Raw genomic sequence first — 15,433 nt, 5'->3', positions numbered from 1 at the left:
AATCTAATCAATCCAGTAGTTTTTATCCCCTCCTGGGACTTGCTGCTCAATAGGGGGTGGAGTCATATAGTTTTCTCCAAATTCGTAGACAAGTATTTCATGGTATTTTTTAGGAACCTTGACCACAATGTTTTCATAAGGCATATCAATCAAATCATAGAGCCATTCTTTTTTTATACCATTTGGATAATAAGGGTCATAGATAGTACAAGTAAGATCTGTTGCTTGATCTACACTATACTTCAAAGCAAGACTCTCTAATTTTTGATTCCATAGCTGTGGAGAAGTTAAGCGGAAAATAGCTGATCCCATATAACGAGGGAGGTTTTTAAGTCCACCATTCTCAGACTTGATCCCTTTAAAATTCAAAGAAGAAAGGCGAACGAAATATTTGTAGAGTTTCATTTTCTTACGGTCACTTTCCTGTGTTACGACACCATCATATGGAAAAATGTCAACGCAAGTTCCCAATACGACCGTTGGGTCTACGAGGTTAGCATCTCGACGTGTCCTTACATCATAGACTCTCATATAACTGTATGGATATCCCTTTGTTTCTCTGAATGAAATCAATTTATAGTAGGGATGATTTTCATTTTCTAAAATCTTATACAGTTTTTCAAATTCATCACGCGCTAAGGAAATATCTGTATCATCATCCCAAGGGATGAATCCTTTATGGCGTACAGCTCCTAGTAAGGTTCCAAAATCAATAAAGTATTTGATTTGATGTTGTTCACAAAGCTCATGTAGATACTTTAAAATATCCAATTCTACTTGCTTGATTTCTTCAAGAGTTAAAGTTCTTTCAGACATAGGTTTTATTCTCCTAAATTTGACTATATTTTTAAACGTTTCTTAATTTCAATCTCGTCATTTAGACCTTTTAATAATCTTCCACAATTTAAAATCATGATGAGATACTCTTTGTTCAACCGGTGGCAATTGCATATAGTCTCCGTAGTCTGAGGCCAAAATTTCATGATAATTTTTCGGAATGGTAAATTCCTTACCTTCAAATGTTCCAGTAGTAACTTGTTCCAGCCATTCACGTCTCCACACTGGTTTGTTCATATCTTTGTAGATAAGATAATCCACTTGCTCATAATCTGAGACTTTACGGGATTTTGCAAGCTCTTCAATCTGGGCAACGTATTTGTTCGTATTGGTGAAATAGAAAATAATAACTGACACATAGCGTAGCAGTGAATTCAGTACACTTTTCGTATTAGTAATGCCTTTAAAGGTGTAGCAACTCAATTGACGTTTCTTTATCAGTTTCGTCATCTTGTTTTTAAATTCTACGTCATCCTCGTAGCCATCTACAGGAAAAATATCTACATATATTCCCATATTTGAATCGATGCGAACATCTTCTTCCAACAAGTAGGTATGGTTATCCTGCACTTTCATGAAGGGATAGACATAGTTGAGATTATTTTTATAAGACATGACCTCGTAACGTTCATCAGGGTTAGCGATGAGGTAGTCTTGTAACTTTTCATAATCTTCTCGTAACATGCAGATATCCATGTCATCATCCCAAGGGATAAATCCTTGATGGCGAACAGCACCAATTAGACTTCCATATGCTAAGAAATACTTAACCCCAATTTTCTGACAAACTTCATGAATATACTCCATGATTCCAAGTTCCATCTGTTGAATTTCACTGACATCTGTTACTTCTTGATACCGAATTCCTTCATCCTGTTTGCAGACTACAAGTCCATAGCCAATCGCTAGCCAGAAGATGATATTAATAAAGTTGGTTGAATACATAATCTGACTTTCAAACAACTGACCAAACAAGATACCGAAGAAAAGGATCATGATCAATTTATCAGTATTTTTCTTGGAAACAATCAAATACGTTAAAAAGCGCTTGATGACATAAGCCAGTACAAGAAGGAAGGATACCAAACCTAGAACTCCCGAACTGACAAATATAGTCACAAAAATGTTATGGAAATTCCCACCGATAAGGGAGTTTTGAATCTCAAATTTACTGAAATATTCTGTATAGTAATCTGGAACATTTCGTACACCATAACCAAAAATTGGTTTCGTACTTCCCATCTTGATGGCATTTTTCCAAATATAGGTTCTACCACTTGGTGTTGTTTCGATCAGATGGAGTTCACCGTTCTTCTTAGTGACAGACGAATCTGTCTCAGCATAGGATTGTCCTTTGTTTAAATCTAAGACAGTCGCAGTTTCAGATGAGATATAGATTGAAGTTACGTAGCTTAATCCAATATTAGTTGCAGTAATCAGCAAACCAGCAACAATAAAAGTGAGGAATCGTTTAACGATACTTCCTCTAGTAGCAAAGAAACTATAGAGTCCAATCATGAGAAGTAAAGAAAGTAAGGCTCCTCGACTTTGCATCGTAGCGAAGTAAACGAATTGAATCACATTGTTCAGTTTAAGATAAACAGAATATTTACTTCCTTTATGGATCAAATACATGGCCAAAATAATGCTAATGTATGAAAATATCGCACTAGCATTTGGATTGACAATTCCCCACAGACGTCCATTCATGACACCATAGTAATAAGATTGTTCGCCAATCTTAAATAGGATAAGGACTCTACTTACCAATAAACCAAACGCAAAAATTGCTGAAGAAAAAGATACAATTTGAACCGTATAGGCAATCCAGTCAAATAATTTTTTAAGTTGCCCTGATTGTAACATGGTAAATAATAAAACATAGGTTACCATGAAGAGAATTTCAATCACATTTCCAATCAAATGTCCAGAGCGATTGAAAATAGCAGATAGCAGATGGCTTCCAGCTAAGAGTCCAAATAAGGATAGAAATTTACGATCTACTGTGATTTCTTTCCACTTAAACAATAAGGTATAGCAAATATAAATCACTACAATCGCTGATAATCCCTTGTAGAGGGGATTTGCTATCTTATAAACCAGTGAACTCATACTTAAAATCGAAATGAAAACAAATAGATATGCAATCCATAGTTTTGATTTTTCAAAGTATTCATCCATTTTTGAAAAATTCATTTTCAACTCCTTCTCATGATATTAGTTTTTTAATCCAACAATTTTCTTATATAGCCATGGAGAAATGACAAGTGAAAGGATCGCTACCTTTCGAAAAGTAGTGAAATAAGCGTCCTTCCATATTTCGTGTCGATGCTGAACAATCCAATTCCTCAGCTCGACTTTCTCCTTTTGATACTCTTCACGTGAAGTAAAGATAATTTTATCGTAAACTGTGATGTACGACCAACATTCTCTATTTATTAATTCGTATTTCAAATTAGGAAAGGCTTGTGAAACTTGAGCAATTATTTGCTTATAAACTTCTATCGTGTCAAATACATGTCGATTAACAGATGTTGTTGCACTTCCCTCACGATGATCATAATAATAAACAGGTTTGTCAATAAATACGCAACTGCATCTTGTCTTTAGTAGCAATTCAGTTAAAAATAGAGCATCTTCAGCTAGGTGATAATTTGTATTAAACTTTTCATCCGCAAGCAGGTCTCTCTTAAACAGTTTTGCAACTGGAAAAAATGACGTTCTGGTAGTCATCAGTAGTTCCTTCATGGTTTCTTCTGTTGACCAGAGTTCTGTTTTTCCTGAATGTGAAGGTATATCAGTTACAATGCCGTTTTTGATATGGTGCAGAGGAGCAATAACAAAGCCTACATTCACCCCTTCAACTGCACTTGCTAAAGTAGCTAGGTAATCCTGGGTAACGAAATCATCGCTATCAATAAAGGTAACCCAAGAACCCGTCGCTAGCTGAATTCCCATATTTCTAGCATTTGAAACACCAGCATTTTCGATATGATAAACCTTGATATTCTCATACTGAAATGCTAAGTGATCACAGATCTGTCCACTGGAATCAGTAGAACCATCGTTGATTAAGATTAACTCAAAATGGGCATAAGTCTGTTGAAGAATCGACTCCACACATCGCTCCAGATAGGCCTCTACATTGTAGACCGGAACGATAACGCTTATTTTTTCTCCCATCATGCTCCATATTCTCCCCTATACTCTGTGTAGCTCTTGTCCATGTCTGCTATAATGGCATCATGATGCGGTACTTGCTTGTCCGCTGGTGGCGGTGTCATATAGTCCCCAAAAGCAGTGCTGAGATAGGCATCATAACCGACTGGAATGGGCATCTCAGTTCCTTCAAATGGCAAAAAGAGATTGTCTTCAAAGGATGCGATTGGGTATTTGTTTCGCATGTAGCCGGGACCTGAGCATAATTCCGTGATTCCATCGCTCTCAGCCAGACCATACTTGGTCATTTCTTTTTCAGCTTTTTTCCAAATGCGATAACGTAGAGATTTGGGAGTCAAACCGAGTAAGATACGACTTCCCCATTTCATGACTGCACCATGCTTTTCTGGGATAGTTTGGGCGCAAAAAAGGGAATAAATCAAGGCCCAACGAACCTGTTTCTTACGCTCAGCCGGATTTCTAGGATAATAATCCAAAGGCAAAACATCCAAGGCCAAACCGTGTGGCAAGTCCAAATCCTTTTGATAAGGCTTGATACAGGTAGTTTCCTTGTCACGAATGGTAATAAAAAGGTTACGGTCTACAAAATCCTTCTTGCTCTTTGACAAGAAATAGCGCTCTTCTGCATAACGGGGCCACAGTTCTGCTAATTTTTCATAGTCCTTGCGGGGCATGAAAAAGTCTAAGTCATCATCCCAAGGAATGAATCCCTTATTACGAAGGGCGCCAATAGCTCCTCCACCACAGAGGTAGCATAACAAATTATGTTCTTTACAAAACGCGACAAAATATTCAGCCATTTCCAGACTACGAGCCTGAATCGCTTTCAAATCACTCATATCTCTCCTCTTCTGTCCAATAACGAGTTATATCATTTTATTATACCATAAAAAAGCCTTAAAAATCTATCAGATAGTAAGAAAAACCAAAGCTCCGACCACCATTTCATTAGTGAATCAAACTTTGATTTTCATTTATCACCTTTTATCTCATCCCCATCTGAGCGAGTTTGGTCTGGTATTTATTTTGATCGACAAGAAGACCTTGCCCTCCATAGACATCATAAGCATCTACCCAATCACCAAGTTCTGGTACTGTGAGTCTTTCAATTCCATTTTGAGCACCTTCTAGGACAGATAAGCCATTGGTCAACAAAAAGCTATACGGTAGATTTGTTGATGTCATGCCAAAGACTTTTCCAAGTGCCTCTGATCCCGTAAAGAGCTTGGTTGGATCTTTGATTTGCTCAAGAACAGCTGACATCACTTGTTGCTGACGTTTGGTACGACCGTAGTCTCCCTCATCATCATCACGGAAGCGAGCATAGTTCAGCAAGGTGGATCCATTCATCTGCTGTTTTCCAACTTTGATGGTTTGGGTTGGCGATTCTGTCTCTGTTGCATGAAGGTCATCTCCAACTGTGGCTTCTGTCAAAGGTTGACCATTCAATGTTGAGAATTGAGCATCAATCGTTACTCCGTCAGGGAAGAGGGTATCAATAGCTGTTGCAAAGGCCTGAAAGTCAACTAGAGCATAGTACTTAATATCCAAATCAAAGTTGTCTTTTAGAACCTTGCGGACCATTTCAGCACCTTTTTGCCCTTCTTGTTCCCCAAGTTCATAAGCAACATTTAGTTTGTTATCCGTTTGTTTCTGGCTATTCACAATCTTACTATACCCGTCGATATAAACTAGGTTGTCACGCATGAAGCTGACTAGCTTGATCTTCTTATCCGATCCGCTGACATTTAGTACCATGATCGTATCGGTACGGGTTTCTGCACTATTTTGACCGATACGGCCATCTGTCCCCATCACTAAAATATTCACACCGTCTTTGGTATCCTGACCGTTAAAGGCCTCTACTTGAGCTGCCTTGGCGTCAGCTGGCTTATTTGTTGGATTGGCCGCTGACTGGAACCCTCGAAGAAACATGAAAATCATCCCTGCAGCCACACATGTAATCAACAGCAAGAACCAAGTCAGTATTCGTTTGAAGCGAATTCTTCTTTTTTTCTTTTTGACTTTAGGCAGAGGAGCTACCTTTTCATGTCTCTTAGATCGACTTCTACTGCCATAAGTCGGAAGATCAATATCTCTACCCCAAGTTTCTTCTTTTTCTTCTTGATAGAAATGGTGAACTTCAGACTTGGGACCTGCCATTTTCTGTTGCAGATAATCAAATTCCCTCCGTTCACGGTCGTTGAGGTAATGAATATTTTTGAAGAGATAGTCATAACGTAACTGCTCGTGATGACTTAAAGGATTTTCTTTGCTCATTGACTCTCCTTTTCTAAATCAGTTATGGTAAAAATCGGGTAGGTCCCCAGTATCTTGTGCTGGATCCCAATGGCCTCTAGTTCTTGTCTGGCAAAATAAACCAGTTCTTTGTCACTATAGTCTACATCGATAATGAAAAAGTATTCTCCCAAGGCTGTCTTAAGGGGGCGACTCTCAATCTTTGTTAAGTCAATTCCTCTCCAAGCAAAGGTCGAAAGTGCCTTGTAAAGAGCACCAGGTAGGTTGTCCGGTAAGGTCAAGGCCAAACTCATTTTTTCAGCTTGCGAGTTCAAAGGAATCATCGGTATCTCTGCCCCTAACACCCAAAAACGTGTGAAATTGGCTTCCATTTCTTGAATATCCTCAGCAATTAATTCCAAGCCATATTCTTCAGCTGAACTTTTAGGAGCAATGGCTGCGTATGGCTGGGCTGGATGTTCCGAAATAAAGCGGGCCGCATAGGCGGTACTAGCAGTCACCTCTATTTTAGCCTCTGGATAGTGTTTGTCGATGAATTTCTTTCCTTGAGCCAAAGCCTGAGGATGGGAAAAAATCTTCTCAATTTTTGACTGACCTGGAACTGCCATCAACTGCTGATGAATGGGCTGAACGATTTCTGCAACTGCTTGGATGCGAGACTGATGAAAAAGATAATCCAAGCTTTCATGGACACTACCTTCAATGGAGTTTTCAACTGGTACCACAGAATAGTCCACGAAACCTTGCTCATAAGCCTTGATGACATCTGTGATATTGGCAAAAGCCTGCAATTCCTCTTTGGGAAAGGCTGTCTGCACAACATGATGCGAAAAAGATCCCTTGGGACCTAGATAGGCAATTTTCATCTCAGTTCCTCTATAATTTCCTCTGGGCTTAACTTGGTCACATCCAAAACCCAACTGGCTACTTCCTCATACCAGGCCTGTCTTTCTTGGAAAATGCTTGCTAGTTCTTCCTTACTTTTGTTAAGAAAGAGCGGGCGCTGATTGTCCTTATCAGCTGCGATACGTTGGTAGAGGGTTTCAAAATCTGCTTTTAGGTAGATGTTTTCAGGATTGGTTTTGAGCAAGTCACGATTTCTCTGAGAAATGACAACTCCTCCGCCAGTTGACACAACTCGGTCCGTTTTTAGTAAGTCAGCTAGGACTTCTGACTCTACTTGACGAAAGGCCACTTCTCCTTTTTCAGCGAAGAAATCCGCAATGGACATGCCCAAACGTTCCTCGATTAAGGCATCCATATCGATGTAGTCTGGGTCTAATCCTCTAGCGATTGTAGACTTGCCTGCCCCCATAAATCCGAGTAATACCTTAGCCATGAATCAAACTCTCCAAATCATCAAAGAAGCTAGGATAGCTGGTATTGATGGCTTCAGCACGGTCAAGTTCCACTTCTCCATCTGCAACCAAGAGAGCTGCAATGGCCGTCATCATCCCGATACGGTGGTCACCAAACGTATTCACTCTAGCGCCATGAAGTCTTGATTTCCCTTTGATAATCATCCCGTCTGCTGTAGGAGTGATATCCGCCCCCATGCTATTTAAGGCATCTGCCACCACCTGAATGCGGTCTGTTTCCTTGACCTTGAGTTCCTCAGCATCCTTAATGACTGTTACACCTTGCGCTTGTGTCGCGAGAAGAGCAATAATGGGTAATTCATCAATCAAGCGTGGAATCAAGGATCCACCTATCTCCGTTCCTTTGAGGTCTGAAGACTCGACAGTCAGGGTTGCTGATTTAGCAACTGGATCGATTTCATTTATTTCCAATTTCCCACCCATGGCGCGAATGACATCAATAATACCAGTACGCGTTTCATTGATGCCCACATTCTGCAGCACCACACGAGAGTTTGGAACAATCAAACCTGCGACCAACCAAAAGGCTGCACTGGAAATATCTCCTGGAACAACTACCTTTTGTCCGATCAGTTTTTGTGGTCCTTGAACTGTGATTTTCTTGCCATCCACACTTAAATGGCCACCAAATTGCTGTAGCATATCTTCGGTGTGGTTACGAGTACATTCTTTCTCGATAATCACGGACTCCCCCTGAGCCTGCAAGGCTGCAAATATCAAGGCAGACTTGACTTGAGCAGAGGCAATTGGCAATTCATAGTGAATCGGTGTAAGTTTTTTCGTCCCTTTTAAGTAAAGAGGGGGCAGGTCTCGCTCAGTTTGCCCTGAAATGCTAACGCCCATTTTTTTCAATGGAATCGTCACACGATCCATAGGACGTTTAGAAAGACTATCATCTCCAAACATCTCTACTTCGAAGTCTGCTCCAGCAAGCACACCTGAAATCAGGCGAATCGAGGTCCCAGAATTACCCATATCAAGGGCGTTTTGCGGCTCTTTTAAGCCGTCCATACCCACACCTTGAATGGTAATAACCCCATCCTTATCCTCAATTTCAACACCAAGGTCACGAAAAACTTGAATAGTCGAAAGCACATCCTCTCCACGCAGAATATCATAAACCTTAGTCTCGCCCTCAGCCAAACTTCCAAAAATAATCGAACGGTGGCTGATAGACTTGTCACCTGGAACCCGGATACTGCCATGTAAGTGGCGAATGTTTGTTTTTAATTTCATAGTTGACCTCATACTTGCAATACTTTTTCTTATTTTATCACAAAAAAGCCAGAAATTCCTGAAATTTCTGGCTTTTATACAGATAAAATACTATTTCAATAATTCTGAAACAGGTTCAAAGACAATTTTTTCAATGTCTGAAAGGTAAATGGACAATTGTTGCTGTTTGGCAAAGAAATCTGACAAAAGAGCGTTCTCTTGGATTTGTTTGCTGAAAGACTGCATCTTTTCTTGGAAAGAGGCGTCTGGCATTTGTCCCGTTTGCGCCATGACTTGGATTTCTTGCTGGAAAGCGAGGTAGTCTGCAAAAATCTTGCTAGCTTGTTCATCAGCTTGGATGGCATCTTTTGCTGCCTTGACCGCCTTGTATTCTGGTAATTCGCGTAACCCGCGACTAAGTTCATTTGCACTATCGTAAATATTTGACATGATTTTCTCCTTATTTGATGACGACTGTGTAGTCCGTATTTTCTGAAATTAAGCGCTCAGCACGTTCTAGATCCTGAGCATTTTTAAAGGAAATTTGGAGAATCCCGTGAACATCCTCACGGTTTTCTTCGTTGATGTGAATGTTGACCAAGGAAGTTCCTCGTAGCAATTCCAAAATTCGCAAGATGACATCTTCTTCATCGGGAACGTCGACATAGAGGTCATAAGAGCTATCCACACCACCACGTTTATGGATTTCCATGGCCTGACGTTGCGCACGCGCTTGATTGAAAAAGTTCCAAATCTGCTCTTCTTCACCCTGGCTAATGGCCTGACCAATCTCATCTAAGCGTTCCTTGAAATCCTCAATTCGATCCAGAATAGTCTCACGATTGGACAAGAGAATAGAAGTCCACATACCTGGCTCGCTTTCCGCAATGCGAGTCATATCTCGAAATCCACCTGCCGCAAAGCGCCTTGCCATCTCATGTTCTTGAGCATAAACTGCTGTCTGCTCCATGAGATTGGAAGCCAGAATATGAGGAAAATGGCTAATCTGAGAAGTCACCCGATCATGCTCCTTGGCATCAATCTCGATAAAACGAGCATGAAGGCCTGAAAGCAGATCTTTCATTTCCTCAAGTGTATCAGGACTTGTCAGGCTCGAAGGTGTGAAGATATAGTAGGCATTCTCAAAGAGATTAACATCTGCAGAGGCAGCCCCTGTCTTGTGGCTACCAGCCATGGGATGGGCCCCGACAAATCGAACAGGTTTGCCAGCCAAATACTGCTCCGCTGCATCCACGATGGCTGACTTGGTCGAGCCGGCATCCGAGATAATGACACCTTCTTTCAAATCTAAATCTGCCAGCTCCTTAATAAAAGCAATGGTCTGTTTGATTGGCAAGGTCAGAATGATGACATCTGCTAGGGGAGCGAAACTGGCAAAATCATCCGTCGCACGGTCTATCATACCTCGCTCCAAGGCAATGTCTCTCGAAGCCTGACTGCGATTATAACCCAAAATTTCATAATCAGGATGATCACGCTTGATACCGAGTGCCATCGAAGCACCAATCAAACCGAGACCTGCGATATAGATGGTTTTTGCCATAAGGACTCCTTAATAGTTCTTTGTATAGTCTCGGTGCTTGGCAACTGCCTCTTTTAATTCCTCTAGATTGTCAGATGAGAATTTTTCAAGGATTTCTTGTGCCAGAACCGTTGCCACAACGGCTTCCATGACCACACCTGCTGCTGGAAGGGCGGTCGGATCACTTCTCTCCACGGTTGCCTTGTAAGGTTCGTGGGTTTCGATATCCACACTCATGAGTGGTTTATAGAGAGTGGGAATGGGTTTCATAACACCACGAACAACAATGGGTTGCCCATTGGTCATACCACCTTCGAAACCACCTAGATTATTGGTACGACGAGTATAGCCGTCTTCTTTAGACCAGAGAATTTCATCCATAACTTGGCTGCCTTTGCGGTAACCAGCTTCAAATCCAAGACCAAATTCCACCCCTTTAAAGGCATTGATAGAAACAACTGCTTGGGCCAATCGCGCATCCAATTTTCTGTCCCATTGGACATAGGAACCAAGACCAACTGGAACACCTCCGACGACTGTCTCCACAACCCCACCGATGGTATCACCGTCACGTTTGATTTGGTCAATATAGTCCTTGATTTCCTGTTCCCGCTCTTGGTTGACAATAGAAACTTCAGACTGGGCAGCTCGTTCCTTAATCTCAGCGACTGTTAGATTTTCAGGTACATCGATTTCCTTACCACCAAAGACCACGACATGGTTGGCAATCTCCATATCTAGCTCAGCTAAGAGACGTTTGGCTACTGCCCCAACAGCAACTCGCATGGTGGTTTCACGAGCTGATGAACGTTCCAAAGAATTTCGCAAATCATCAAAACGGTACTTGATGCCCCCAACTAAATCGGCATGACCTGGGCGAGGATGGGTAATTTTTCGCTTGCTTTTAAGGCGGTCTTCAATGTCCTCTGCAGACATGATATCCAGCCATTTCTGGTGGTCCTTATTGATGACATCCATTGTAATGGGAGCCCCTGTCGTTTTCCCGTGGCGAACACCTGAGGTGAAGACAACCTGGTCACTCTCAATCTTCATACGGCCACCACGACCGTAGCCACCCTGACGGCGTTTCAGATCCTCATTGATGTCCTCTACTGTTAAAGGAAGGCCCGCTGGAATTCCTTCAATAATTGCCGTCAGACGGGGGCCGTGTGATTCTCCTGCAGTTAAATATCTCATACGTTCTCCTTATTTTACCAAGTAGTCTTTCATCTCTTCCAGGGAAACTGGGTGAATGGTCGCTGAACCAAGCTCTGGTACCAAGACCAATTTCAAGGTGTTGCCACGTGCCTTCTTGTCATGAGTCAAAGCCTGATAAAGCTTGTCAACATCCCAGTTTTCATAATCAACTGGCAAACCAAATTTCTGACACATAGCTGTGATGGACTGGGTTATTCCTTCTGGCATAAGACCTTTTTCCTCAGCAACCTTGGAAATCTGCACCATTCCCATGGCTACGGCTTCTCCATGCATGACCTTGCCATAGCCTGCCGTTGCTTCTATGGCATGACCAATGGTGTGGCCAAAATTGAGGTAAAGGCGGACACCGTTGTCCAATTCATCCTCAACTACCATCTTGCGCTTAACTTGGCAAGAATGTTCAATCAAGGTCTCTGCATGTTCCAAAATGCTCTCCACAGAACCATCTAACTCGGTCAAGAAAGCCCATAGTTCTGGATCCTCAATCAAGCCATACTTGATAACCTCACCCATTCCTTCAATCAACTCTCTTTTCCCGAGTGTTTCAAGGACCAGCGGGTCAATCAGAACCCCATCTGGTTGAGCAAAAGTTCCCACCATATTTTTAGCAAAAGGAGTATTGACACCTGTCTTTCCACCGATAGAAGAATCAACCTGGGCTGTCAAACTAGTCGGAATCTGAACAAAGTGAATGCCCCGCATATAGGTAGAGGCTACAAAGCCAGCCAGGTCCCCAACGACACCACCACCAAGGGCCACAATCCCATCGCTACGAGTCAGACCTTGCTTGACTAGAAATTCATAGACCTTCTGAACAGTAGTTAAATTCTTTCTTTCTTCACCTTCTAAAAAGTCAAAAACAGCTACCTGAAAACCAGCATCTTCTAGGCTGAGCTTGACCTTCTCCGCGTAGAGTGAGGCCACGCGGTTGTCTGTTACGATAACCACTTTTTGCTGTTGCCAGAGTTCTCGCAACCATTGACCTGCTTGCGATAGACAACCTTTTTCAATCTGAATATCATAAGGATGATGCGGAATATCGATTCTGATTTTCATAGTAGGTTCTCCTTTTCATTATTGGTATTTTTCTGTCAAGGACTGCCAAATCTCGTCTGTCGGCATTTCTTTACCTGTCCACAGTTGAAAAGCTTCAGCAGCTTGATAGAGCAACATTCCTAGACCATTGACAGCTGAATTGCCCTGACTTCTAGCCCATTTCAAAAATGGGGTCTCAAAGGGTTGGTAAATAATATCTGCCACCAATAGAGCCTCTGGTAAGACTATGCTTTCAGGAACTGGGGATGATTTGCCATCCATGCCCACACTGGTGGCATTGACTAGTAAGTGCGAATCGGCAATCCTTGATTGTAGTACAGAAAGATCTTCTAAAGCATACAAGTCCACTTTAAATCCTGTTTGCTCCTGCAACTTGTCTAGATAAGGTCTTGTTTTTTCCATGGAAACTGAACGAACAAAGACTGAAATCTGACTGACGCCATCCAAAATAGCCTGCGCCAAAATGGACTTGGCCGCACCACCTGCCCCCAGAATGGTCATTTTCTTATCCGAAATTGTAAAAGAAGGCAAGCTCTTAAAAAATCCCTTGCCATCTGTATTATATCCAATTAAAGTGCCATTATGATTGACAACTGTGTTGACCGCCCCAATCAAACGAGCCTCATCACTCAACTCATCCAGATAAGGAATCACCTGCTCCTTGTAAGGCATAGACAGGTTGATGCCAAACATCTGGTAACGGCGAATATTGGCGACTGTTTCTGCCAAATCACCCGCTTCAATTTCCCAAGCTACATAGGCACCATTAATAGCTGTCGCCTCAAAGGCCCTATTGTGGATGAAAGGGGAGATAGAGTGTTTAATAGGATTTGCAACGACAGCCGCCATACGTGTATAGCCATCAAGCTTCATCCAAAATCTCCCTAATTTTCTTCATGTTTGATAGCGAAATCTGACCTGGGGCACTCGCTTCATCCAGACTAGCAAATGACCAACTTGAACCCGTCACATCTGAAGTGATACGGGATACCTTGCCCATTTTCCCCATGGAAATGGTCACGTACTCTTGCTCAGGGTTGAGTGTTTTAAATCCTCGAGTGTAATTCATCAGGTCTAAAACATCCTGCTCCGTATGGGCCATAACTGATACCTTGACCACTTTCGGAGAGAGACTGGTCAACTCAGACAAAATTTCCATCATGTTTTCAGGTGTCTCCTGGAAATTATGGTAACTCAAAACAAGATTTGGAAAATCCAACATTTCCTCAAAAACGTCCTCGTAGCTGAAATACTCAAAATCTACATAATCCGGCTGATAAAGCTGAGTAACTTCCTTGATGATTTGAACATACTCTTCTGAGGAAAGTTCGATTTCTCCTCCCTCAGCGCGAGTCCGAAGGGTAAAGACCAGTTCGCGTCCTGCAAATTTCTCAAAGATAGCGGGTGCTACCTTTAAAATAGCGTCCTTTGCAAGAAAGTCCGCACGCCACTCAATGATATCGGCATCTTCATACCTAGTGGCATCCAGTTCTTGCGCTTCTTCTAAACTTCTTGGCATTACTGAGACGACTAATTTCATTTACTAACCTTCATACTAATCACCTTGAGGTAATTACTGCTTTCATCTTTTTTATTATGGGCAAAGTCAGCTGGAAGACCATATTGGTTCAAGATCTGATACCTTCTTCCTGCAAAACCTTTATCAATTTGTTCTGTAAATTTCTGGCGGGAAACATTGGCAGCATTAGTACTTGCAATGATAATCCCTCCCGGATTTAAAATTTCTAGACTCTGGGAAATCAGCTTGTGATAGTCCTTCGCCACAGAAAATGTTTGTTTTTTATTGCGGGCAAAGCTCGGCGGATCTAGGACAATCACATCATAGGTCAATCCTTTTCGCTTAGCATACTTGAAGTATTCAAAGACATCCATGACGATAAAACGGTGATTGTCCGTACTGAATCCATTTGCCTGAAAATGAGCTTCTGATAGCTCTCTCGATCGTTTGGCCAAGTCGACAGAAGTCGTCTCACTGGCGCCTCCCATAGCTGCAGCAACTGAAAAGGCAGCCGTATAGGAAAACATATTGAGCAAGGATTTACCCATGGCTAGACCATCCACCAAACTCCCACGAACCTCATGTTGGTCCAGGAAAATACCTGTCATCAAGCCATCATTCATAAAGACTTGATAGAGCACGCCATTCTCAAGAACAGTAAAATAGTCTGGCGCTTCCTCACCATAAACATGGGCAGACTCGTAATCTAGACCTTTAAAACGAATCTTTTCGTACGCTCCCAAGACCTCAGGAAAAACTTCCTTAAAAGCCTTTACTATCAACTTCCGAATCTGGTAAACAAAGGAGTTGTACCAAGAAAAGACAGCATAATCTCCATAGAGATCAACAGTCAGACCACCAAAACCATCCCCCTCTTGGTTAAAAAGGCGAAAGGCAGTGGTCAAGTCATCTTGATAATAAGGCATTCTAGCTTCCTTTGCCTTACGAAACAGAGATTCAAAGAAGATTTGGCTAAAGCTAACCTTTTCCTTGCCGACCAACCAACCAATTCCCTTGTTCTGTTGAGAAAGATAGGCACTCCCTAAAAACTTCCCGTCCTGACTAAGAACTTCTACTGCCTGATCCGTCAGATCAATATCTCTTAAATCACTTGCTTCCAAAAGAACTAGACCCTTAGCTAGCTTTTTTTCAACACGTCTGCTGACCCTAATTCTATTCATAGCTACTATTATAGCAAATTTTATGACAATTCTCAAAAAAGAAACC

General features: G+C 41.8%; 15 protein-coding genes. All 15 read right to left on the bottom strand.

Annotated elements, in window-relative coordinates; translation table 11 throughout:
* Positions 1-3: 3 nt before the first annotated feature.
* The 15 genes from MK405_RS01525 to MK405_RS01455 all read right to left on the bottom strand — a co-directional run bounded on the left by MK405_RS01525 (position 4) and on the right by MK405_RS01455 (position 15,387).
* Positions 4-816, bottom strand: coding sequence for a LicD family protein (locus MK405_RS01525; RefSeq protein WP_057489365.1), 813 nt, complete (start codon positions 814-816; stop codon positions 4-6).
* Positions 817-873: 57 nt separating this feature from the next.
* Positions 874-3,033: a LicD family protein gene (locus MK405_RS01520; RefSeq protein ID WP_268704113.1), complete on the bottom strand. Its 2,160-nt coding sequence runs from the start codon at positions 3,031-3,033 to the stop codon at positions 874-876.
* A gap of 21 nt (positions 3,034-3,054) precedes the next feature.
* Entirely contained in the window at positions 3,055-4,023 is a 969-nt protein-coding gene (locus MK405_RS01515) for a glycosyltransferase family 2 protein (protein ID WP_268704112.1), read from the bottom strand.
* A complete protein-coding gene (locus MK405_RS01510) occupies positions 4,020-4,856 on the bottom strand; it encodes a LicD family protein (protein ID WP_268704111.1) in 837 nt (278 codons plus the stop codon). The genes MK405_RS01515 and MK405_RS01510 overlap by 4 nt, the downstream gene beginning before the upstream one ends.
* Positions 4,857-5,001: 145 nt before the next feature.
* Positions 5,002-6,297, bottom strand: coding sequence for an LCP family protein (locus MK405_RS01505; protein WP_268704110.1), 1,296 nt, complete (start codon positions 6,295-6,297; stop codon positions 5,002-5,004).
* Positions 6,294-7,142: a prephenate dehydratase gene (gene pheA, locus MK405_RS01500; RefSeq protein ID WP_268704109.1), complete on the bottom strand. Its 849-nt coding sequence runs from the start codon at positions 7,140-7,142 to the stop codon at positions 6,294-6,296. The genes MK405_RS01505 and pheA overlap by 4 nt, the downstream gene beginning before the upstream one ends.
* Positions 7,139-7,615, bottom strand: a complete 477-nt coding sequence (locus tag MK405_RS01495) for a shikimate kinase (RefSeq protein WP_268704108.1) — start codon at positions 7,613-7,615, stop codon at positions 7,139-7,141. The genes pheA and MK405_RS01495 overlap by 4 nt, the downstream gene beginning before the upstream one ends.
* Entirely contained in the window at positions 7,608-8,891 is a 1,284-nt protein-coding gene (gene aroA / locus MK405_RS01490; RefSeq protein ID WP_268704107.1) for a 3-phosphoshikimate 1-carboxyvinyltransferase, read from the bottom strand. The genes MK405_RS01495 and aroA overlap by 8 nt, the downstream gene beginning before the upstream one ends.
* Positions 8,892-8,981: 90 nt before the next feature.
* Entirely contained in the window at positions 8,982-9,320 is a 339-nt protein-coding gene (locus tag MK405_RS01485) for a YlbF/YmcA family competence regulator (RefSeq protein WP_000065973.1), read from the bottom strand.
* Positions 9,321-9,330: 10 nt separating this feature from the next.
* Positions 9,331-10,434, bottom strand: a complete 1,104-nt coding sequence (locus MK405_RS01480) for a prephenate dehydrogenase (protein ID WP_268704106.1) — start codon at positions 10,432-10,434, stop codon at positions 9,331-9,333.
* Between the two features lie 9 nt (positions 10,435-10,443).
* Positions 10,444-11,610: a chorismate synthase gene (gene aroC, locus MK405_RS01475; protein ID WP_001269893.1), complete on the bottom strand. Its 1,167-nt coding sequence runs from the start codon at positions 11,608-11,610 to the stop codon at positions 10,444-10,446.
* A 9-nt stretch (positions 11,611-11,619) separates the two neighbouring features.
* Positions 11,620-12,687 carry a 3-dehydroquinate synthase gene (gene aroB, locus MK405_RS01470; RefSeq protein WP_268704105.1) on the bottom strand — a complete coding sequence of 356 codons (1,068 nt, stop codon included), beginning with the start codon at positions 12,685-12,687 and terminating at the stop codon, positions 11,620-11,622.
* 18 nt (positions 12,688-12,705) lie between these two features.
* Positions 12,706-13,560 carry a shikimate dehydrogenase gene (locus tag MK405_RS01465; RefSeq protein ID WP_268704104.1) on the bottom strand — a complete coding sequence of 285 codons (855 nt, stop codon included), beginning with the start codon at positions 13,558-13,560 and terminating at the stop codon, positions 12,706-12,708.
* Positions 13,550-14,227 carry a type I 3-dehydroquinate dehydratase gene (aroD, locus tag MK405_RS01460; RefSeq protein ID WP_268704103.1) on the bottom strand — a complete coding sequence of 226 codons (678 nt, stop codon included), beginning with the start codon at positions 14,225-14,227 and terminating at the stop codon, positions 13,550-13,552. Before aroD ends, MK405_RS01465 begins: the two co-directional genes overlap by 11 nt.
* Entirely contained in the window at positions 14,224-15,387 is a 1,164-nt protein-coding gene (locus MK405_RS01455) for a class I SAM-dependent rRNA methyltransferase (protein ID WP_268704102.1), read from the bottom strand. Before MK405_RS01455 ends, aroD begins: the two co-directional genes overlap by 4 nt.
* Between the last annotated feature and the right edge of the window lie 46 nt (positions 15,388-15,433).

The sequence above is a fragment of the Streptococcus oralis genome (assembly GCF_026782345.1).
Taxonomy (GTDB): domain Bacteria; phylum Bacillota; class Bacilli; order Lactobacillales; family Streptococcaceae; genus Streptococcus; species Streptococcus oralis_CK.
The sequence above is the reverse complement of the archived record's forward strand: the minus strand, read 5'-3'. Positions and strand labels throughout refer to the sequence as shown.